At 67.4% G+C, this 21,620-nt stretch carries 17 protein-coding genes; 8 read left to right on the forward strand and 9 right to left on the reverse strand.

Annotation, left to right across the window (positions count from 1 at the left end; all coding sequences use genetic code 11):
* Positions 1-1,551: a carboxylesterase/lipase family protein gene (locus ACFYLW_RS15575; protein ID WP_390183217.1), complete on the forward strand. Its 1,551-nt coding sequence runs from the start codon at positions 1-3 to the stop codon at positions 1,549-1,551.
* Here ACFYLW_RS15575 and ACFYLW_RS15580 read toward each other — a convergent pair.
* From ACFYLW_RS15580 to ACFYLW_RS15590, 3 genes are all read right to left on the reverse strand, one after another.
* Entirely contained in the window at positions 1,548-2,528 is a 981-nt protein-coding gene (locus ACFYLW_RS15580) for an alpha/beta hydrolase (RefSeq protein ID WP_312063490.1), read from the reverse strand. The genes ACFYLW_RS15575 and ACFYLW_RS15580 overlap by 4 nt on opposite strands.
* A gap of 71 nt (positions 2,529-2,599) precedes the next feature.
* A complete protein-coding gene (locus ACFYLW_RS15585; protein WP_312063544.1) occupies positions 2,600-3,850 on the reverse strand; it encodes an MFS transporter in 1,251 nt (416 codons plus the stop codon).
* Between the two features lie 141 nt (positions 3,851-3,991).
* Entirely contained in the window at positions 3,992-4,819 is an 828-nt protein-coding gene (locus tag ACFYLW_RS15590; RefSeq protein ID WP_312063491.1) for a fumarylacetoacetate hydrolase family protein, read from the reverse strand.
* A gap of 171 nt (positions 4,820-4,990) precedes the next feature.
* On the opposite strand from ACFYLW_RS15590, the gene ACFYLW_RS15595 reads away from it, so the two are divergent.
* Positions 4,991-6,040: a LacI family DNA-binding transcriptional regulator gene (locus ACFYLW_RS15595; protein ID WP_312063492.1), complete on the forward strand. Its 1,050-nt coding sequence runs from the start codon at positions 4,991-4,993 to the stop codon at positions 6,038-6,040.
* A 69-nt stretch (positions 6,041-6,109) separates the two neighbouring features.
* Here ACFYLW_RS15595 and ACFYLW_RS15600 read toward each other — a convergent pair whose 3' ends face one another.
* Entirely contained in the window at positions 6,110-6,751 is a 642-nt protein-coding gene (locus tag ACFYLW_RS15600; RefSeq protein ID WP_312063493.1) for an RpiB/LacA/LacB family sugar-phosphate isomerase, read from the reverse strand.
* A 177-nt stretch (positions 6,752-6,928) separates the two neighbouring features.
* Here ACFYLW_RS15600 and kduI point away from each other — a divergent pair, with 177 nt between their 5' ends.
* The 4 genes from kduI to ACFYLW_RS15620 all read left to right on the forward strand — a co-directional run bounded on the left by kduI (position 6,929) and on the right by ACFYLW_RS15620 (position 11,391).
* The gene (gene kduI, locus ACFYLW_RS15605) at positions 6,929-7,774 is read left to right on the forward strand and encodes a 5-dehydro-4-deoxy-D-glucuronate isomerase (protein WP_312063546.1); all 846 of its coding nucleotides are present in this window, start codon (positions 6,929-6,931) and stop codon (positions 7,772-7,774) included.
* Between the two features lie 12 nt (positions 7,775-7,786).
* Positions 7,787-8,545 carry a 2-dehydro-3-deoxy-D-gluconate 5-dehydrogenase KduD gene (gene kduD / locus ACFYLW_RS15610; RefSeq protein ID WP_312063494.1) on the forward strand — a complete coding sequence of 253 codons (759 nt, stop codon included), beginning with the start codon at positions 7,787-7,789 and terminating at the stop codon, positions 8,543-8,545.
* Positions 8,546-8,566: 21 nt separating this feature from the next.
* Positions 8,567-9,613, forward strand: a complete 1,047-nt coding sequence (locus ACFYLW_RS15615) for a sugar kinase (protein WP_312063496.1) — start codon at positions 8,567-8,569, stop codon at positions 9,611-9,613.
* Positions 9,614-9,741: 128 nt separating this feature from the next.
* Positions 9,742-11,391 carry a pectate lyase gene (locus tag ACFYLW_RS15620; RefSeq protein WP_312063498.1) on the forward strand — a complete coding sequence of 550 codons (1,650 nt, stop codon included), beginning with the start codon at positions 9,742-9,744 and terminating at the stop codon, positions 11,389-11,391.
* A gap of 18 nt (positions 11,392-11,409) precedes the next feature.
* On the opposite strand, the gene ACFYLW_RS15625 is transcribed toward ACFYLW_RS15620, so the two are convergent.
* The 3 genes from ACFYLW_RS15625 to uxaC are packed head-to-tail and all read right to left on the reverse strand — an operon-like array spanning position 11,410 to position 15,794.
* On the reverse strand, positions 11,410-12,909 hold the full coding sequence (locus ACFYLW_RS15625; RefSeq protein WP_312063500.1) for an altronate dehydratase family protein: 1,500 nt from the start codon (positions 12,907-12,909) through the stop codon (positions 11,410-11,412).
* Positions 12,910-12,912: 3 nt separating this feature from the next.
* On the reverse strand, positions 12,913-14,382 hold the full coding sequence (locus ACFYLW_RS15630) for a mannitol dehydrogenase family protein (RefSeq protein ID WP_312063501.1): 1,470 nt from the start codon (positions 14,380-14,382) through the stop codon (positions 12,913-12,915).
* Positions 14,379-15,794, reverse strand: coding sequence for a glucuronate isomerase (gene uxaC, locus ACFYLW_RS15635; RefSeq protein ID WP_312063503.1), 1,416 nt, complete (start codon positions 15,792-15,794; stop codon positions 14,379-14,381). The genes ACFYLW_RS15630 and uxaC overlap by 4 nt, the downstream gene beginning before the upstream one ends.
* Positions 15,795-16,140: 346 nt before the next feature.
* Here uxaC and ACFYLW_RS15640 point away from each other — a divergent pair, with 346 nt between their 5' ends.
* Positions 16,141-18,999: a TonB-dependent receptor gene (locus tag ACFYLW_RS15640; RefSeq protein WP_312063505.1), complete on the forward strand. Its 2,859-nt coding sequence runs from the start codon at positions 16,141-16,143 to the stop codon at positions 18,997-18,999.
* 68 nt (positions 19,000-19,067) lie between these two features.
* On the opposite strand, the gene ACFYLW_RS15645 is transcribed toward ACFYLW_RS15640, so the two are convergent.
* On the reverse strand, positions 19,068-19,616 hold the full coding sequence (locus ACFYLW_RS15645; RefSeq protein ID WP_312063507.1) for an NADPH-dependent FMN reductase: 549 nt from the start codon (positions 19,614-19,616) through the stop codon (positions 19,068-19,070).
* Positions 19,616-20,578 carry a LysR substrate-binding domain-containing protein gene (locus tag ACFYLW_RS15650; RefSeq protein WP_312063508.1) on the reverse strand — a complete coding sequence of 321 codons (963 nt, stop codon included), beginning with the start codon at positions 20,576-20,578 and terminating at the stop codon, positions 19,616-19,618. The genes ACFYLW_RS15645 and ACFYLW_RS15650 overlap by 1 nt, the downstream gene beginning before the upstream one ends.
* Positions 20,579-20,693: 115 nt before the next feature.
* Here ACFYLW_RS15650 and ACFYLW_RS15655 point away from each other — a divergent pair, with 115 nt between their 5' ends.
* A complete protein-coding gene (locus tag ACFYLW_RS15655) occupies positions 20,694-21,566 on the forward strand; it encodes a pirin family protein (RefSeq protein WP_312063509.1) in 873 nt (290 codons plus the stop codon).
* Positions 21,567-21,620: the final 54 nt, after the last annotated feature.

The following is a 21,620-nucleotide window of genomic DNA, read 5'->3' on the forward strand; positions in this document are numbered from 1 at the left end:
ATGACGCGACGCGCCGCGGTTCTGGCGGGGATGGCCGCCACGGCGACGGCGACCGCTGTTCACGCCGCGCCGCGAGATCCCCGCGCCGTCACGACGGCGGGTCCGGTCGTGGGCCGCCGTCAGGATGGGATCAACGTCTTCAAGGGCGTGCGTTACGGCGCGCCGACGCGGCGTTTCCAGCCGCCCGAGCCGCCGACACCCTGGCGCGATGCGGCCCCCGCCTTCGACTATGGCGCCGCCAGCCCTCAACGCGGCGACGAGCCGAACCAGAGCGAGGACTGCCTATTCCTCAACGTCTGGACCCCGGGTCTCGACGCGGGGCGTCGGCCGGTCATGGTCTATATCCACGGCGGCGCCTATTCGAGCGGATCGGGGTCCGATCCCCTCTATAACGGGACACGGCTGGCGGCGCGCGGCGATGTGGTCGTGGTGACGCTGAACCACCGGCTGAACGCCCTCGGCTATGCCTATCTGGCGCGGCTGGCGCCGGGGTTCGAGGACTCGGGCAATGTCGGCCAGCTGGACCTGATCCTGGCCCTGCGCTGGGTGCGCGACAACGTAGCGGCCTTCGGCGGCGATCCCGACCGGGTCATGGTCTTCGGTCAGTCCGGCGGCGGGGCCAAGATCGCCACGCTGATGGCCACGCCCGTCGCCAGGGGCCTGTTCCACCGCGCCGCGACCATGAGCGGCCAGCAGGTCACGGCGTCAGGCCCCATCAACGCCACGACCCGCGCGACCGCCTGGCTCAAGGCCCTGAACCTGACGCCGCATCGCGCGCACGAGGCCGCGACGCTTCCCGTCGAACGACTGCTGGAAGCGCAATCGGTCGAGGATCCCATCCTCGGCTACGGCGGGCTCTATTTCGGCCCTGTGCTGGATTTCCGCAGCCTGCCGCGCCACCCCTTCTATCCCGACGCCGCCCCGCAGGGCCTGACCATCCCCATGATCATCGGCAATACGCGCGAGGAAACCCTGGGCTTCATGGGCAATGACCCCAGGAATGTCGGCCTGACCTGGGAGACCCTGCCCGCGCGGATGTCGCCCGGCGTCATGCGCATCGATATCACCCCCGAAGCCGTCATCGCCGCCTATCGCCGGATGCACCCCGACTGGTCGCCCGATCAGGTCCTGATCGCCGCCACCACCGCCGGGCGCTCCTGGCGCGGCGCGGTGATCGAGGCCGAGGAGCGGGCCAAGGCCGGAGCCCCCGCCTGGGTCTATCAACTGGACTTCCCCGGCGAGACGGCCTCGGGCCGCAAGGGCGCCTTCCACACCGCCGACATTCCGCTGGTGTTCGACAACGTGAACGCGCCCGGATCGCGCACGAATGGACCGGGCGCGCAGACGGTGGCGGACCGGATGAGCGACGCCTTCATCGCACTGGCGCGCACCGGCGATCCCAACCACGCAGGCCTGCCGCGCTGGGAGCGCTATGAGCTGCCGACGCGCCAGACCCTGTTGTTCGACGTGGAGCCCCGGATGGCCAACGACCCGCGCGGCAATGAACGGGCCTTCTTCTCGGCCATCCCCTACATCCAGCCGGGAACCTAGAGAGCGAAGTCCAGACGGGCGGCCCAGGCGCGCGCCAGCTCAGGCCAGACCGCTGCCGGTCTTCCCTGGATCAGGCGGATGCCGAAGCCGTGGCCGCCTTCCTGGAACAGATGGGCCTCGACCTTCACCGAGGCGGCCTTCAGCTTGGTCAGCAGCATCAGGCTGTTCTCGACCGGCACCGAGACGTCGTCCATGGCGTGCAGCAGGAAGACCGGCGCCGCACCGGCCCAGGACATCTGCTCCAGGGAATAGGCGGCGATGCGCTCCGCCGTCGGCGTCTCGCCCAGCAGATGCGTGCGCGACCCCGCGTGGACGTGCGGGTCGCTCATGGTCGCCACCGGATACATCAACATCGTCAGGTCGGGGCGCAACGAGACCTCGTCCGCCACGTCGACCGGGGCATAGGCCGCGTCGGTGCGCACGCTGGCCAGCCCGGCCAGATGCCCGCCCGCCGAGGCGCCCAGCACCGCGATCCGGTCCGGGCGAACACCGAACTCGACGGCGCGGCTGCGGATCAGGCGGATGGCGCGTTGGGCGTCCTGAAGCGGCGCATCCGCCCCCGCCGCCCAGCCGTCGGCGGGCAGGCGATAGCGCAGGACGAAACAGGTCGTGCCGCTGGCGACGAAGACGCGAGCGACGTCGAAGCCCTCCTTGTCCAGCACCGACCAACGGTAGCCGCCGCCGGGGATCAGCAGCATGGCCGAGCCGTTGGGCTTTTCGGGCCGCATCACCGTCATGATCGGATCGGTGGTGTATTGGGCGTAGCGGTCGCGATAGGCCGGGTCGGTCGAGCGCTCGGGGACGACGGGGACGACCGTCACCCCCGCCCCGCCCGGCGCGCCGTTGGGCCACAGATGGACGACCTCGGTCGGATCAGGGGGCGCGACGGTCTGCATCCCTGCGCTGACGGGCAGGGCTGTCGCCAGTGCGGGGGCTGCGGCCCCCATGATCAGCAAACCACGTCGATGCAGATCCACGTCCGTCTCCCTCCAGAATTGAAGAAGGGCGCTCGCCCCCTCAGACGAGCGCCCCTCTCGGCGTCAGGTCATCAAACCTTGGCCGGTTCGTATCGTGGCGAGATGATGTGAACCACCAGCAACGCCACCAGATAGGCTGAAGCCGCCACCACGAAGATCGGGGTGTAGGTGCCGATCTTGTCCAGCACGAAGCCTGCGTACTTGGCCATGATCATGCCGCCGATGCCGCCCAGCATGCCGCCGATGCCGACGACCGAGCCCACCGCCGAACGCGGGAAGACGTCGCCGGGGAAGGCGTAGAGGTTGGCCGAGAAGCCCTGGTGAGCCGCCGTGGCCAGACCAATGATCAGCACCGCCACCCACAGGTTGGACGCGAAGGCGGCGAAGGCGACCGGCACGGCGCACAGGGCGCAGATCAGCATGGTCAGCTTGCGCGCCTTGTTCAGGTTCATGCCCATTTTCATGAAGCGTCCCGACATCCAGCCGCCGCCGACCGATCCGACGTCGGACAGCAGATAGATGGCCACGATCGGCGGGCCGAAAGTCTTCAGGTCCAGGCCGTAGCTCTTGCCCAGGAAGTCGGGCAGCCAGAACAGGAACATCCACCAGATCGGGTCGATCAGGAACTTGCCCGCGGCATAGGCCCAGGTTTCCTTGACCGTCAGCAGCTTCTTCCAGCCGATCTTCTCGACGGTGTCCGCCGGGTCCTGCTCGATCCATTCCAGCTCGGCCGTGGACAGCTTCTTCACTTCACGCGGACGACGATAGACCAGCAGCCAGATCGGCAACCAGATCAGACCCATCAGACCGGTGACGACGAAGGCCATCTGCCAGCCGAAGCTGAGCACCAGAACCGGAACCAGCAAGGGGGTGACGATGGCGCCGATATTGGTGCCGGCGTTGAACAGGCCGGTGGCGAAGGCGCGTTCCTTCTTGGGGAACCATTCGGCCACGGCCTTGATGCCGCCGGGGAAGCCGCCGGCCTCGCCGACGCCCAGGACCATGCGGGCCATGATGAAGTGCGACAGGTCGCGAGCCGCGCCGTGCATCATGTGGCCGATCTGCCAGATGAAGAAGGCGACCCCCAGGCCCCAGCGCGCGCCGACCTTGTCCATCACCCGACCGAAGATCAGGTAGAAGACGGCGTAGGAGGCCTGGAACCAGAAGACGATGTCCGCATAGTCCGTCTCGGACCAGCCGAACTCAGCCGACAGCGTCGGCTTGAGGAAGCCGATCATCTGACGATCGACGTAGTTGATGACCATGGCCGCGAACAGCAGCCACATCACGATCCAGCGGTACTTGCCCGCCGGCGGCGCCATCACGCGGATCGGCCCCTCCCCGGCGGGTGCGGCTTTCGAAGCGTCACTCATGGTACGAGACCCATTCCCTTTGATTTCCTCGGCGCGCCCCGTCTTCTTGACCACCCTGAACGGCGGACAGGTTCACGCAGTGATTAGATACTAGTCTGACGTCGGATGCGGCGCGGCCTTCACGACCGTGCAGCGGACTTCTCCCACGCCTTCGAACACGCACGTCGATTCACTGCCGGCGTAGATGCGATGCACGCCGGTGACGGCGCCGGTCGAAACCAGCGTCCCTGCCGTCAGCGGGCGGCCCCAGCGCGCGCAGTGCTCCAGCAGGAAGCGCACCGATTCCAGAGCGCCGCCGGCCAGCGAGGGCGAGCCGCCCGTGCCGACGCTGACGCCGTCGATGATGGTCTCGACCTTGATCGCATCCATGCGGTCGCGCCAGTCGGTCAGTTCCGGGCCGATCACCAGACCGCCGTTGTTCCCGAAATCCGAGGCGACCACGGCCGAACCCAGGTCGTTGATGGCCGACAGCGGGCTGCCCGCCAGTTCCACGCCGATGAAGACGGCGTCGATCTGGTCGGCGGCCTCCTCGACGGTCCAGTCGGTCTTGGCCGGGTCCGGGTCAGCGCCGATGCGGGCGATGAACTCGGCCTCGACGGCGGCGAATCCGCCCTCGATGGCGGGCAGAGGCGTCGGGGCCTCGCCGACCGTCCAGACATTGCCGGCGAAGATGGCGCCGGCCAGGCGATGGATGCCCAGGGCCGGCTGCTGCGCCGGGGGCACGCCGCCGACCTTCCAGCCCACGACACGGTCCGGATAGAGGGCGATGGCGGCGTCCTGAATGGCGTAGGAACGGGCCATGTGTTCGGGGACGTCGCCCGGATAGCCCGGCACGGCGCGCGCGGCGAGACGCGCGCTGACAAAGGTCTCGGCGACAGCCTGATCCGAGATCGGCGCCTGCACGGGAGCGGCCGTCATGCGCAGCGCTCCGAATGAATGATCTGGTCGGTCAAATGACGCCCCATTGGAAAACGCCGGATAATGGGCGGCTTAGGAAACCGGTGTCAATCCGCCTTGAAAACAGCCCATGGCGCCCGACGCCGAGCGGAGCTATGCCTAGCGTCAACAAGAACACGAAGGGGAACGCTGTTGTCGGAAGACGATTCGCGCACAGCAAAACCGGGCAAGCGCGCCACCATCAACGACGTCGCCCGCGTGGCCGAGGTCTCCAAGAAGACGGTGTCGCGCGTCATCAACCAGTCGCCCTTCGTGCGCGAGGACACGCGCGAGCGCGTCCAGGCCGCCATCGACGAACTGGGCTTCGTCCCCGACCCGCAGGCGCGCGGTCTGGCTTTCCGTCGGTCCTTCCTGGTGGGCATGATCTACGACCAGCCCAGCCCCACCTATGTCGTCAACATGCAGCAGGGAATCCTGGACGCTCTGAAGGGCTCGGGCTTCGAGCTGGTGGTCCATCCGTGCAGCCGCAACTCCCCCACCCTGCTCAAGGACATCCGCGGCTTCATCGAACGCCAGCGCCTGTTCGGCGTCATCATGCCGCCCTCGGTGTCCGAGGACGATTCGGTGATCGAGCTGCTGCGTGAGCTGGACTGCCCCTATGTGCGCATCGCCTCGCTGACGCTGGACGAACCGCAGAACATGGTCGTCACCAACGACTGGATTGGCGCCGCCGAGGCCGCTCGCCATCTGGCCGACCTGGGCCACCGCCGCATCGCCCTGGTGCGCGGCCTGGCCTCCTTCCGTTCGTCCGTCGTGCGCGGTCAGGGCTTCATCGACGCCCTGGCGGAACGCGGCATCGCCCTGCCGCCGGAGTATGACCTGCAGGGTGCCTATACCTACGAATCGGGCGTCGAGGCGGGCCATGCCCTGCTGTCCCTGCCCCAGCCGCCGACCGCCATCTTCACCCTGAACGACGACATGGCGCTCGGCGTCATGCAGGCGGCGCGCGAGCGCGGGATGGAGCTGCCGCGCGACCTGTCGGTGGTCGGCTTCGACGATCTGCCGATGGCGGCGAGGGTCTGGCCGAACCTGACCTCGGTGCGGTTGCCGATCCGCGACATGGGGAGGATGGCCGCAGAGAAGCTGCTGGCCCCCACGCGCGGCGTCGATCCCGCCAAATTGCAGCAGCCCGAGGTCCGCCCGGCCCTGGTCGTGCGCCAATCGGCCGCGCCCCTGGCCTAGCCCCTCAACGACAAAGGCGGCCGGCGCCTGCGCGCCGACCGCCTTTTTTAACGCCGTTTCGAGCGCCGATCAGGCGCTGATGACGCCCTTCAGATACTCGCGGATGCCTTCGTCAGTGGCGTTGGCGAAGAAGTATTCCTGGAACTTTTCACCGGCCACGGTCGCCTTGAGCAGGTCCTGGTCGATGGACTTCAGGACGGTCAGCATGTCGTTGCAGGTGACGGTCTTCAGGGTCTTCAGGATGCCGCGGTTCTTGGCCATGATCTCGGCGCGCTCCTTGGGATAACCCAGACCGCGCTCGCCATCGAACAGCTTGCGATAGACGTCCTGCAGGTTGAGCTCGGCCGCCCAGCCGAAGCCCTTGGCGTAGGGCATGGAGATGGCGTTGCCGTCGTTGATCTGACCGAACAGGAAGGCGTCGGTCGGATCGATGACCAGGCCGCAGAAGACACCCGGCATGGAGTTGGCGGCCAGCATGGAGCCCATGCCGGTGCCGCAGCCCGTGACGACGAAGTCGGCGGCGCCCGAGTTCAGCAGGATGCCCGCCAGAAGGCCGTTCATCACGTAGGTCAGCGAGGCCTTATCCTCGGGCGTGTACATGCCGTAGTGGAAAACCTGATGGCCCAGGGGCTCGGCGACGGCGGTCAGGGCGGAATGCACCGTCTCGCTCTTCGCGGCCTGGCTGTTTTCAATGATGAGAGCGATTTTCATGGGGGCGATCCTCAAGACGGTGGCGAAGCGATGCCGATCTGATGCCGGCGATTATGGTCTAACCGATTGCATCATAATATGACACCGGTTACCTAGTCCATTGAATGACGGACGCAAGATCCGTCACGGCGGCTCGCCCAGCGAGACCCCAGGGAGCCCGGCATGTACTACGACCCCATGTACGATAAGGTCTATCAGGCCACCCATCCCGACATGATGGACGGCGCCTCGAACCAGCAGCTGCGGGATCGCTACCTGATCCAGGGCCTGTTTGTGCCGGGCAAGGTCAGCCTGAACTATTCGCACCACGAGCGGATGATCATGGGCGGCGCGACCCCGACGACGAGCCCCCTGACCCTGCCGACCCATTCCGTACCGGCCTCGCTGACCGGCGCGCCCCTCCTGCAAGGCCGTGAACTGGGCATCGTCAATATCGGCGGTGCCGGAACGGTCACCGTCGACGGCGAGGTGCTCGAACTGGGTTTCCGCGACGGCGCCTATGTGCCCATGGGCTCTATCGATGTCTCCTTCACCTCGAAGGACGCTGCCGAGCCCGCCAAGTTCTATCTGGTCGCCACCCTGGCCCACGCCCGCTACGATCTGACCAAGATCTCGATCGCCGACGCCGTGCCGCTGGAAATGGGCGCGCTGGAGACGTCCAACGAGCGGACGATCTATCAGTACATCGTTCCGGCCAAGGTGAAGTCCTGCCAACTGCTGCTGGGCGTCACGGTGCTGAAGCCCGGCTCGGTGTGGAACACCATGCCGCCGCACATTCACGACCGCCGCTCGGAAGCCTATCTCTACTTCGGCTTGGGCCAGGACGACCGCGTCTTCCATTTCATGGGGGAGCCGGACAAGTCCCGCAATATCGTCGTCGCCGACGGCGAGGCCGTGATCTGCCCGCCGTGGTCGATCCACATGGGCGCGGGCACGTCGAACTACACCTTCATCTGGGGCATGGGCGGCGAGAACCTCGACTACACTGACATGGACAAGCTCGACATCTGTCAGCTGAAATAAGGACCTATGGGCATGGCCAATCCTTTTGATCTGACCGGCAAGGTCGCACTGGTCACCGGCGGCAATACGGGGATCGGTCAGGGCATCGCCCTGGCTCTGGCCGCAGCGGGCGCCGACATCGCCTCGGTCGCACGCCGCGCCTCTGACGACACGGTCGGCAAGGTGCTGGCCAAGGGTCGCAAGGCCGTCTCCATCCAGGCCGACCTGACCTCGATCGAACCGGTCGAGCGCGTTCTGGACGAGGCGACCGCCGCCCTCGGCCCCGTCGACATCCTGGTGAACAACGCCGGCATCATCCGCCGCGCCGACGCGGTCGACTTCTCGGAGCAGGACTGGGACGACGTCATGAACGTCAACCTCAAGGTCCTCTTCTTCCTCAGCCAGGCGACGGCCAAGCGCATGATCGCCGACAACCGTGGCGGCAAGATCATCAACACCGCCTCCATGCTGTCCTATCAGGGCGGCATCCGCGTGCCGTCCTACACTGCGTCGAAATCCGGCGTGGCGGGCCTGACCAAGCTGATGGCCAACGAGTGGGCCAAACACGGCATCAACGCCAACGCCATTGCGCCGGGCTACTTCGCCACGGACAACACCCAGGCCCTGCAGGACGACCCGGTGCGCTCCAAGGAGATCCTGGGCCGCATCCCGGCCGGACGCTGGGGCGACCCGTCGGACATCGGCGGCGCCGCCGTCTTCCTGGCCAGCCGCGCCAGCGACTATGTGCAGGGCATCACCCTGCCGGTCGACGGCGGCTGGCTGGCGCGCTGATCCCGCGCTAGCGTTCCGACCATGACCCAGACGAAATCGGGCGGCCGCATCCTTTGCTTTGGCGAGATGCTGCTGCGGTTCAGTCCGAACCAGAACGAGCTGCTGCTGCAATCCCCTGCCCTGACCGCGCGTCCGGGCGGGGCCGAGGCCAATGTCGCCGTCGCCCTGGCCCGCTTCGGCGCGCCGGCGGCGATGGCCACGGTTCTGCCCGACAACGCCCTGGGTCAGGCCGCGCGCGACGAGGTCCGCCGCTACGGCGTGGACACCACGCCCATCGTCTTCGCGCCTGGCCGCATGGGCCTCTATTTCCTGACGCCGGGGGCGGTGCGCCGCCCGTCCGAAGTCCTCTACGACCGCGCCGGTTCGGCCTTTGTCGAGCGCGTCGCCGACGCCTTCGACTGGGACGCCCTGCTGGACGGCTATGAGTGGCTGCACGTCTCGGGCGTGACCCCCGCCGCCGGCCCCAACGGCTCGCGCGCCGCCGTCGAACTGGTCGAGGCCGCCGTGCGCAACGGCGTGCGCGTCAGCTACGACGGCAATTTCCGCGGTAAGCTGTGGGAGCAGTGGGCCGGCGATCCGCCCGGAACCCTCGGGCAGATGCTGGCGGGCGCCGAGATCGCCTTCGCCGACGACCGCGACTTCGCCCTGGTGCTGAAGACGAAGTTCGAGGACGCCGATCCCAATGCGCGCCGCCGTCTGGCCGCCGCCGCCGCCTTCAAGGCCTTCCCACGCCTGCAACGCATCGCCTGCACCCTGCGCGTGCAGGAAAGCGTGGCCGATCAGGCCCTGTCGGCGGTCATGCTGACGCGCGGCCCGAACGGCGAAGTGATCGAAACCTGCGCCGAGGCCATCCACATGACCGGCGTCGTGGACCGGGTCGGCGGCGGCGACGCCTTCGCCTCCGGGGTGCTGTTCGGCCTGTGGAGCGGCTGGTCCGACCAAGAAGCGCTCGACTTCGGCCTGGCGGCTGCCGGTCTGAAACACTCGGTGCCCGGCGACTTCAACCTGTTCACCGCCGCCGAGGTGCGCGCGGCCATGGGCGACGGCGGCTTCGACATTCGTCGCTGACGGTTTCGTGAAAACCGGGGCGTTTTCAAGGGCGCTCCGCCACTAGGAAACCGGTGTCAATCGTGTTTAGCTTCGCTGAACTCAAGCAGCCGTCAGAGCTGCGAGGCGACGCATCCGAGGAAGACACCATGACGCTCATGAACCGCCGCGCCCTGCTGGCCGCCGGCGCCGCCGCGACCTTCACGGCCGCCTCCGCTCCCGCCCTGGCTAAAACCGTCCTTCAGGCCGCGCCCGACCGCGCGGCTGTCTTGGCGGCGATGAAGCGCGCCACCCGCTTCATGACCGAGGAGGCCGCCGTCGAGGGCGGCTATGTCTGGAACGTCCTGCCCGACTTCTCGCGCCGCTGGGGCGAGCTGGAAGCCTCGCCGACCATGATCTGGGTCCAACCGCCCGGCACGGCGACGGTCGGCCACGCCTTCCTTGACACCTACCACGCCACCGGCGACGAGCAGTTCTACGAGGCCGCCAAGTCCGCCGCAGACGCCCTGGTGCGCGGCCAGCATCCGGCGGGCGGCTGGAACTACGTCATCGACACGGCCGGCGAGGAATCGCTGAAGCGCTGGTACGCCACCTACGGCAAGAACGCCTGGCGCATGGAGGAATTCCACCGCTACTACGGCAACGCCACCTTCGACGACGCAGGCACGGCCGAGGCCTCGCAACTGCTGCTGCGGGTCTATCTGGAGAAGCGCGAGCGCAAGTATCGCGCGCCGCTGGACAAGGCGATCCAGTTCGTCCTCGACGCCCAGTACGCCAACGGCGGCTGGCCCCAACGCTTCCCCTTCGTCCAGGGCGGCGGCGTCCACGGGCACGAGGACTACACCCCCTACATCACCTTCAACGACGACGTGGCGGGCGAGAACCTGGAGTTCCTGCTTTACGCCTATCATGGCCTTGCGGTGAACGGGCGTGGCGACGCGCGCGTTCTGGACGCCATCCATCGCGGCATGGATATCTTCGTGAAGACCCAGCAGCCGCAGCCGCAGCCGGCCTGGGGCCTGCAGCACTTCCCCGACACGCTGAAGCCCGCAGGCGCGCGGACCATCGAACCGCAAGCCTTCGCCACCCACGCCACGGGGACCAACATCAAGTCGATGCTGGGCTTCTACCGTCTGACCGGCGACCGCAAATACATCGCCCGCCTGCCAGAAGCCCTGGACTGGCTGGATCAGGTGAAAACGCCGCAGAACCTGATCGCGCCGGGCCGCACCCACCCGACCTTCATCCTCGAGGGCTCGAACACCCCGGTCTATATCCACCGGCGCGGGTCCAACATCACCAATGGCCAGTATTACGCCGACACCAACCCCAACAACCTGATCATCCACTACGGCTCGTTCCGCAACGTCGACACGGCCGCCCTGCGCCGCGAGTACGAGGAACTGGCGGCCCAGTCGCCCGAAGAGGTCAGCCGCAACTCGCCGCTGAAGGCTCGCGCCGGTTCGCTGAAACTGCCCAAATACTTCACCCTGCAGGACGTCGATGTCTGGGACATGTCGTCCGACGCCCGCCGCCTGGCCAAGCCCGCGCCAGGCCGCGCCGGGGAACTGGTCGCCGGGCTGAACGCGCGCGGCTACTGGCCCTCGCCCCTGACCACGACCTCCAACCCCTATATCGGCGAGGCCCCGGCGGCGGTCACGGGCGGCGAGTACCAGACCACTCGCGTCGGCGACCTGTGGGACACCTCGCCCTACAACACCGACTATCCGGTCGAGTGCGTCTCGACCCAGGTCTTCATCCGCAACATGGGCGAACTGATCGAGGCGCTGGAGGACTGATGAGTCTGGCGTCGGCGCCTAGAGATAGGCGCCGACCTGCCAGGGCACGAACTCGTTGTCGCCGATACCGAGGGCTTCGGACTTGGACGACTCGCCCGAGGCCACGGCCAGCATCCGCTCGAAGATGGCGCGGCCGACCTCCTCCATCGCCACGCCGGTCAGGACCGGAGAGGCGTCGATGTCCATGTCCTCGTCCATCCAGCTGGCCAGCCTGGCGTTGGAAGCGACCTTGATCGACGGCGCGGGCTTGGCGCCGAAGACCGAGCCCCGCCCCGTGGTGAAGACGATCAGATTGGCCCCGGAGGCGATCTGCCCCGTCGCCGAGCAGGGATCATAGCCGGGGCTGTCCATAAAGCTGAGCCCCTGGGTCGTCAGCGGCTCGGCATAGCCGATCACGTCGTTCAGCGGCGTCGAACCCGACTTGGCCACCGCGCCGAGCGACTTCTCAAGAATCGTCGTCAGGCCGCCCTTCAGATTGCCGGGCGACGGGTTGTTGTTCAGCTCCATGCCGTGCTTGTCGGCATAGGCCCGCCACCATTCCAGACGCGCGTTCAGCCTGTCCGCCACGTCCTGCGACGCCGCCCGGCGCAGCAGCAGGTGCTCCGCGCCCCAGATCTCCGGCGTCTCCGACAGCATGGCCGAGCCGCCATGCGCGACCAGAAGGTCCACCGCCGCACCCAAAGCCGGATTGGCGGTGACGCCAGACCAGCCGTCCGACCCGCCGCATTGCAGACCGACCGTCAGGTGCGAGGCCGGCACCGGCTGGCGCTCCACCCTGGCGGCCTCGGCCACCAGTTCGCGTACGATCTCAATGCCCGCCTCGATGGCGCGGGCCGTGCCCCCGGCTTCCTGAATGGTCAGGGCGCGCAAGGAAGGCCCCGTCTCGAGGCCCTCATTGGCCAGCCAGGCCGGAATCTGATTGGCCTCGCAGCCCAACCCGACGATCAGGATGGAATGGAAGTTCGGATGCCGGGCGTATCCCGCCAGTGTCCGCTGCAGCAGGGTCGTGTCGCTCGACAGCGACGAGCCGCCGCAGCCGCCCTGATGGGTGAAGGCCACCACCCCGTCCACGCCCTCAGGCAGGCTGGCGTCTGGGAAGGCGTCGGCGATCCGCCGCGCCACCGTGGCCGAGCAGTTCACGCTGGTCAGGACCCCGATATAGTTCCGCGTCCCCACCCGACCATCGGCGCGAACAATGCCGTTAAAGGTCGCGCCCAACAGCAGCGTCGGCGGACGAACATCCGCTCCCACCTCCGCCTCGCGGCCGTCCTCGGCCATGGCCAGGTTGTGGACGTGGACGTGGTCCCCGACCGCGATGGCCGCCTTGGCCCGGCCGATGACCTGCCCATAGCGGCGGACCAGACCGCCCTCCTCCACGGCATGGCGAGCGATCTTGTGCCCGGTGGCGATGTCGGCGCGCGCGGGCGCAGCCAGACCTTCGGGCGTTTCGCCCACAGCGATATCGTCCAGGGCGATCGCCACATCATCGGCGGGGTTCAGGATCAGGACGCGGCTCATGCTCTACTCCGTCACGCGGCGCGCGGCCTCAACCGCCCCGTGCTCTTTCAGGGACAGGAAGGCGCCGGTGACCGCCTCGACGAAGCGTCGATCACTGGCCAAGGCCTCGGGGAAGACGGCCGACAGGGTCAGCAGGGCGCGGACCTGGGCCTCATCGTTCTCGGACGCCGCGATCAGTTCGGCGGTGCGCGCCGCCAGAGGATCGTCGACCACAACGGCCTCACCGCTCTCCGTCACGCCCTCCTGCCAGCGCATCCAAGCGGCGACGCCCAGGGCCAGAGCCTCGATCCCCTGCCCGGCCGCCAGCCGTTCTGCCGCGCCCGCCAGGAGACGCTGGGGCAGCTTCTGCGAGCCGTCCATGGCGATCTGGCGCGTCCGGTGCATCAGGGCCGAGTTGGAGAAGCGGGCCATCAGTTCCTGGCGATAGGCGGCCACGTCCAGCCCCGGCGGCGGGTTCAGCGTGGTCTGCGCCTCGTCCCACAGGGCCTCGATGAAGGCGCGGAAGGCCGGAACCGCCACAGCCTCATGCACGTGTTCGTAACCCGACAGGGCGCCGAGGTAGGCGACGGCGGAATGGGCGCCGTTGAGCAGGCGCAGCTTGGCGTCTTCCCATGGCTCAACCCCGTCGGTCAGTTGCACGCCGAAGGCGGCGAAGTCCGGCCGCTCTCCCGCGAACCAGTCCTCGATCACCCACTGGGTGAAGGGCTCGGCCTTGACCATGCCCTGATCCTCGACGCCCAGACGCGCGGTCAGGCGGGCCACGTCGTCAGGAATGGTGGCCGGCACGATCCGGTCGATCATGGTCTGGGGGAAGGCTCCCTCGGTTTCGATCCAGTCGGCCAGCGACGAATCAATGCGCCGGGCGATGGCGATGACGCCGGCTCGGATGCGCTTGCCGTTATGGGGGATGTTATCGCAGCTGATGACGGTGAAGGGTGCGAGCCCCGCCGCCTTCCTCGCCTGCAGGGCCGCGACGATGAAGCCCGGCGCAGTTCGGGGCGCAGAAATATCAGCCAAATCGGCCGCCACGTCAGGATCATCCAGCAGCAGGTCGCCTGTCGCCGGGTCGAGGCGATAGCCCTTCTCGGTCACCGTCAGGGTGACGATGTGGACGTCGGCGTCAGCCATGGCGGCGACCAGGGCCGCAGGGTCTTCCGGCCCCACCAGAACGCCGCGACCGGCGCCAATCACACGCAGATGCTCTTCCGCCCCGTCGCGCACGACCAGGGTGTAGAGGCCGTCTTGCGGGTTCAATTGGTCGCGCACGCCCGGCGACCGCAGCGACGCGCCCAGCACGCCCCAGCGCAGATCGCCGCTCGCCAGGGCGTCGTCGAACACCACCGCCTGATGGGCGCGATGGAAGGCGCCGATGCCCAGATGAACCACCCCGGTTTTCACCTGAGCACGGTCATAAGCCGGGCGCGCGACGTCCGCGGGCAGGCCCGACATGGCGGCTTCATTCAGGCGGGTCACAGCTTGTAGGCCGCCTTGACCAGCCCATAGGTCAGGGCGTGGGCCAGTTCGTGGGCCTCGTCCTCTTCCATGCGGTGCTCGACCACCAGCTTGGCCAGGAAGCCGCAGTCCATGCGCCGGGCCACGTCGTGGCGGGCCGGGATCGACAGGAAGGCGCGGGTGTCGTCGTTGAAGCCGACAGTGTTGTAGAAGCCCGCCGTCTCGGTGACCTGTTCGCGGAAGCGACGCATGCCCTCGGGGCTGTCGTGGAACCACCAGCTCGGGCCCAGCTTCAGCGCCGGATAGTGACCGGCCAGAGGCGCCAGCTCGCGGCTGTAGGAGGTCTCGTCCAGGGTGAAGAGGATCAGGGTCAGGCGCGTGTCGGAACCAAAGCGATCCAGCAGGGGCTTGAGCGCCCGCACGTAATCCGTCTGGGTCGGGATATCGCAGCCCTTGTCGCGGCCGAAGCGGTTGAACACCGTGGCCGAGTGGTTGCGGAAGCTGCCGGGGTGCAACTGCATCACCAGACCGTCCTCGACCGACATGGCGGCCATCTCGGTCAGCATCTGGCCGCGGAACAGTTCGGCGTCAGCCGCGCTGGCCGGGGCGGTGGAGACGCGCTTGAACAGGGCCTCGGCGTCCGCCTTCGACAGGTCGGCGGTGAAGGCGGTCGGGTGACCGTGGTCCGTCGAGGTCGCGCCCATTTCGATGAAGAAGGCGCGACGGTCGCGCAGGGCTTGCAGATAGCCCTCCCAGTTCATCGTATCGCGCCCGGTCTGCTCGGCCAGAACCTTCAGATTGTCGCGGAAGCCCTCGTAGTCGGGGTCCAGCACCGGGTCCGGGCGATAGGCGGTCAGCACCCGCCCCTTCCAGCCCGAGGCGTTGATGACCTTGTGGTGCTCCAGAGTGTCGAGGGGACTTTCCGTCGTAGTCAGGACCTCGATGTTGTAGCGGTCGAACAGGGCGCGCGGCTTGAAGGCGTCGGTCTTCAGCGCGGCGTCGATGACGTCGTAATAGTGATCCGCCGTCTCGGCCGACAGACGCACGTCGATGCCGAAGGCCTCGGCGTAGACCCAGTCGTGCCACATGCGCGAAGGCGTTCCGCGGAACAGGTGGTAGTTCTCGGCGAAGCGGCGCCAGATCTTGCGCGGATCAGCCTCGACCGGCCCGCCGTCGGCGCGCGGCACCCCCAGGTCCTCCATCGCCATGCCCTGCGAGTGCAGCATGCGGAAGACGTAGTGGTCGGGCGTGATCAGAAGTTCGGCCGGGTTGGCGAAGTTCTCATTGCCCGCGAACCAGCTGGGGTCCGTGTGGCCGTGCGGGCTGATGATCGGCAGGCCCTTCACCTCGGCGTAGAGACGACGCGCGACGGCCCGCGTCTCGGCGTCGGCCGGAAACAGGCGGTCGGGGTTCAGGCGAAGCGGCTGGGTCATGCGACAACTCGGGACTGGATTTCGGACAGTCAGAGCAGGACGCAAGGCTCAGCGAATCGCATTGTCGTCGGACCCATTGATCCGAATCCGACAGGGCCGCTTCCCCTTTCGCCGCCCCTCTGACGGGGGTGGTCGTTGGTTCTTTTCTTCGGGCGCAGAACCGACGTGCGGCTTCGATGCGATCAGCGTTCGTCATCATCTTGCCACACACCGGAAACTGTGCGTAGCTTTATATGACACCGGTGGCAGAGGCTGACAAACGCCAAATGACACCGGTTCCCGCGATCGCGGAGGCTGGAACGGAGGCGCTCGATCTCCGAAAGGCCCAACTGGGAGGAGGACATAGATGACCCACCACGCTACCCGTGCGCGCTACGCGCTGACCCTCGGCGCCTCGCTCGGCGCCCTGACTCTGGCCCTGGCCGGCGCCGCTCATGCGCAGTACGCCAGCCCGGCCGACGAACAGGACGCCACCACGGTCGATGAGATCGTCGTCACCGGCTTCCGCGCCAGCCTGCAGAACGCCCTGAACATCAAGCGCCGAGAAGCCGGCGTGGTCGACGCCATCTCGGCCGAGGACATCGCCGACTTCCCCGACACCAACCTGGCGGAATCCATCCAGCGCATTCCGGGCGTGTCGATCGACCGTGACGCCGGCGAAGGCCGCTCGATCACCGTGCGCGGCCTGAGCTCGGAGTTCACCCGCACCCGCATCAACGGCATCGAGGCCCAGGCCACGACCGGCGCGACCGACTCCTCGGGCGGCGTGAACCGCGGCCGCGGCTTCGACTTCAACGTCTTCGCCTCGGAACTCTTCAACAACATCACGGTCCGCAAGACCGCCTCGGCCGAGGTCGAGGAAGGCTCGCTGGGCGCCACCGTCGACCTGCGCACCGCGCGTCCGTTCGACTATCAGGGCTTCACCGCCGTCGCCTCGGTGCAGGGCGGCTACAACGACCTGTCCGAAGAGTGGAGCCCCCGCTTCGCCGGCCTGATCTCCGACACCTGGATGGACGGCAAGTTCGGCGCCCTGCTGTCGCTGGCTTACAGCGACAAGAGCTCGATCGAAGAGGGCTTCAGCTCGGTGCGCTGGGGTCCCGCCAACGGCGACAACGGCTTCCAGAACCCGGGCGCCCTGCCCGGTGGTTCAGCCGCAGCGGGCGGCCTGTTCCACCCCCGCATCCCGCGCTACGGCCGCCTGAGCCATGAGCAGGAGCGCATCGGCGCGACCCTGTCGCTGCAATGGCGCCCGTCGGATGCGACGACCATCAGCCTGGACGGCCTCTATTCCAAGCTCGATTCGACCCGGAAGGAGAACTTCCTCGAAGCCTGGTCGCTGAGCCGCAACGCCTCTCAGGGCGGCAAGCCGCAGGTCGACATCGTCGAAGCCATCGCCGACCCGAATACGGGCGAGCTGGTCTATCTGCGCCTCGACGACATGGACATGCGCACCGAGGAACGCTTCGACATCCTGAAGAGCGAGTTCTCGCAATACACCCTGGAAGTCGAACATGACTTCTCGGACACCGTCCGCTTCCGCGGCGTGGCCGGCCGCTCCAAGTCGGAATTCGGCAACCCGCTGCAGGTCAACGCCATCATCGACCATCAGGACGGCGACGGCTGGTCGATCGACTTCCGCGAAAACCGCAACCTGCCCAAGATCGTCTATGGCTTCGACGTCACCGATCCGAACCAGTGGAAGATCACGGGTCCTGCCGGCGCCCAACCGCTGTCGGAACTGCGCATTCTGTCCAGCGAACAATCCAACACCTACACGACCTTCGAGGGCGGCTTCGAGTTCGACATCGACGACCGCATGACCTTCAAGGTCGGCGCCAGCTACAAGGAATACCAGTCGCTAGGCTCTGGCTATGCCCGTCAAACCAACGCCGCGCCCGCCATGCCGGCCGGGGCGACGATCGGCAGCCTGACCTATCTGCTCGACGGTTTCGGCAAGAACCTGGACCTGCCCTCGGGCTCGGCTACGGCCTGGATCTCGCCCAACCTCGACGCCATCATGAAGGCCTATGGCGCCGACTGCCTGTGCAACACCGGCGTGGCCGGCGGCGATTTCCGCCTTCTGGGACTGGAGAACGGGTCCACGGCCCTGGGCAACTGGCGCGACGTGACCGAGAAGGACACCGGTCTGTGGGCGCAGATGGACTGGAACACCGAATGGGCCGGCATGCCCGTTCGCGGCAACTTCGGCGCTCGTTGGGTGAACACCGAGGTCGAGGCAGCCGGCTACTCCGCCCTCAGCGGCGTGACCACCCGCGTCACCGGCGCCAACAACTATGACGACATCCTGCCGTCGCTGAACCTGTCGATCGAGCCGATCGAAGACGTCATGGTTCGCTTCGGCGCGGCCCGCGTCATGTCGCGCCCGCCGGTCACCAGCCTGGTGCCGGTCTTCGCACTGAGCGCGCCGAACGCCGCCAACCGCACGGCGTCGCTGGGCAATGTGAACCTGGACCCCTATCGCGCCGACACCTTCGATCTGTCGCTGGAGTGGTATTTCGCGCCGGAATCCCTGCTGTCGCTGGCCTTGTTCTACAAGGACATCTCGACCTATGTGCAGACCACGCAGCAGACGCTGACCTATGCGGAGCTGACGGCCATGAACCCGGCGGCCTTCCCGGCTGGCGCCGATCGTCCGCCCTCGGACCAGTATGTCTTCAGCACCCCGACCAACACCCCGGGCGGACCGCTGACGGGCTTCGAGATCAGCTACCAGCAGCCCTTCACCTTCCTGCCGGGCGCCTTCTCGAACCTGGGCGTGCAAGCCAACTTCACGCACGTCGAGTCGGAAATCGACTACTGCACCACCGCCGCCTGCAACGTCTATGTGACGGCCAACCTGGTGAACCTGTCGCCCGACGCCTGGAACGCCACGCTGTATTATGACGACGGCCGCTTCAACGCCCGCGTCTCGGCCGCCTATCGCGACACCTATTATCAGCAGGTTCCGGCGGCCAACGGCGGCACGCGCGGCATCGCCGTCACCGGCAAGACCGAGACCCTCAGCATCGACGCCTCAGCCTCCTTCGACGTCAACGACAAGCTGGCCCTGTCAATCGAGGGCATCAACCTGACCGACGAGTTCAACCGTCAGAACCACAGCGAACTCGATGGCGTGCGTGACAGCACCTACGTCTATCACCACACGGGCCGCCAGATCTTCGTGGGCGCCCGCTACAAGTTCTGATCCGACTTACATCGCACTCCTGAGCGGTGAACTTCGGCGCTGGCGGTCTGACCGCCAGCGCCTTCTTTTTATGTCCGGCAGTGCTCGACGAAACCATTGATGAAGCGCGCCAGACGGCGGCGGGCGTCCTCGTCCGTCAGCTGACCGTCCGCGTCGAAGGCCGAGCCCGCGTGAGGCAGCATCATGCGCCCGCCGAACCAGGGCGCGGTTCCCAGGGTCCGCAGGACCGGCAGCCACGCGGCCTGGCTCATTACCGTGCCGAAGGGACCGGGCGAGGCGCCCAGGACCGCCACCGGCCGCCCGCCGAACACCCGCTCGATGTCCGAGGCCGGACGGCTGAGCCAGTCGATGGCGTTCTTGAACACGCCGGGAACGCCATTGTTGTACTCGGGCGTGAACAGCAGCAGGCCGTCGCAGTCGGCGATCAGATCCTTCAGCACGACCACCGCCTCGGGAAGGTCCTGATCCCGCTCGACGTCGCCGTCATAGAGGGGAATCCCCCTGATCGAGCCCTCGATCAGGTCCACCCCGTCCGGCGTCATGGCCTGGGCCGCCCGCAGCATGGCGCTGTTATACGAGGCGGCCCGCAGGCTGCCCGACACTCCGACCAGACGCATCAGTCTTTTGTCTCCGCAAAGGCATGGGGAGTCGCGCGCGGCGACGCAGGCGTTTCACCGTGAATCTGCTGCTCGGCGCAACCTTCGGCGAGGAAGTCGAGCAGCAGCCGCACCGAGGGCAGCAGGCCGCGCCGCGACGGGAAGACCGCGTGGACGATCCACTTCCTGGGCCGCCAGTCCGGGAGGATGTCGATCAGCCGCCCGGCCGCCAGGTCGCCGGCCACCGCCACCGTCGGCAGCAGGGCCACGCCCAGTCCCTGACGCGCGCCCTCGTGGAGCATATGCAGGTCGTCGGTCACCAGCCGCGGGGCGTGGCGCACCGAGGCGGTCATCCCGTCCCTGTGGTGCAGGGCCCAGACGTGGTCGCGATGCGCCGGACCGAAGTCCAGACTAGGCCAGTCGGCCAGGTCCGCCGGACCGGCTGGCGTCGTGAACCGCGCGAGCAGATCGGGCGCCGCGACCAGACGGTGCACGCTCTCGTCCAGCTTGCGCATGACCAGATCCGTCTGCTCCAGCGGCGGCTCGCGCACGCGAATGGCCAGGTCGAAGCCCTCGCCGATGACGTCCACCCGGCGGCTGGTGCTGTCCAGTTGCACATCGACCTCGGGATAGCGGGCCATGAAGCGGGCGATCAGCCCGCCCATCTGATAGGTCAGCAGCCCCGGCGCGCAGGCCACGCGGACCGTCCCGCAGGGCTCGGATCGCGCCCCGTCGATCACGGCCTGCGCCGCCTCGGCCTCGACCAGCATGGCCAGACAGTGCCGGTAGTATTCCTGACCGACCTCGGTGACCGAGAAACGGCGCGACGACCGCTGAATCAGGCGCGTGCCCAGCTGGTCCTCCAGAAAGGCGATACGTCGGCTCAGCTTGGACTTCTGCATCCCCAAGGCCCGCGCCGCGGGGGCGAAGCCGCCGTGATCCACCACCTGGACGAAGTAGTAGAGGTCGTTGAGGTCTCTCATCGTCCTATTGATAGGACGCAGCGAGGCGATTTCGCAATCTTCTGCGGTCGGCGTTCCAGCGGCATAAGACCTCAACATGATCGGCAGGGTCTGGTCGCCCCGAAGGAGACACATGATGAAGAAGGTTCTGGGACGTTACGGCAATGATCGCGGCCACTGGGTCGGCGACGGCTTCCCGGTGCGCTCGCTGTTTTCCTATGACGCCGCAGGCAGGCACGTCACCCCCTTCCTGCTGCTCGACTACGCCGGCCCCTACAACTTCGAGCCGACGACCGAGCGGCGCGGCGTGGGCCAGCATCCGCACCGCGGCTTCGAGACCGTGACCATCGTCTATGACGGCGAGGTCGAGCACCGCGACTCGACCGGTCAGGGCGGCATTATCGGCCCCGGCGACGTTCAGTGGATGACGGCGGGCGGCGGCATCCTGCACGAGGAGTTCCATTCTCCGACCTTCTCGCGCACCGGCGGTCCGTTCCGCATGGTGCAGCTGTGGGTCAACCTGCCCGCCAGGGACAAGATGACCCGCCCCGGCTACCAGTCGATCCTGAACGCCGACATCCCGACCGTATCCCTGCCCGACAAAGCAGGCTCAGCCCGGATCATCGCCGGCGCGATGGACGGCGCGAAAGGCCCGGCCAGCACCTTCACCCCCATCAATGTGTGGGACGTGCGGTTGAACCGGGACGCCGAGACGACGCTGGACCTGCCGGAAGGCCACACCGCCATCGTGGTCGTTCTGTCGGGCCACGTCACCGTCAACGGCGATCAGCCCGCCGGGTCCGCCGAGGCCCTGCTGCTGGACCGTCAAGGCGACAGCGTCACCCTGCACGCCGATGCGGACTCGACCATCCTGCTCCTGACCGGAGAGCCGATCGACGAGCCCATCGTCGGCTACGGCCCCTTCGTCATGAACAGCGAGGACGAGATCCGCACGGCGATCACGGACTTCAACAGCGGCCGCTTCGGCGACATTCCCGCCGCCGTGTGACAAGCTGAACAACAGGCGGTCCGGCGCGTTCACCGGACCGCCGCCCCCAATCGA

Origin of the sequence: Brevundimonas sp. NPDC007368 (assembly GCF_042869015.1) — a bacterium.
Lineage (GTDB): Bacteria > Pseudomonadota > Alphaproteobacteria > Caulobacterales > Caulobacteraceae > Brevundimonas.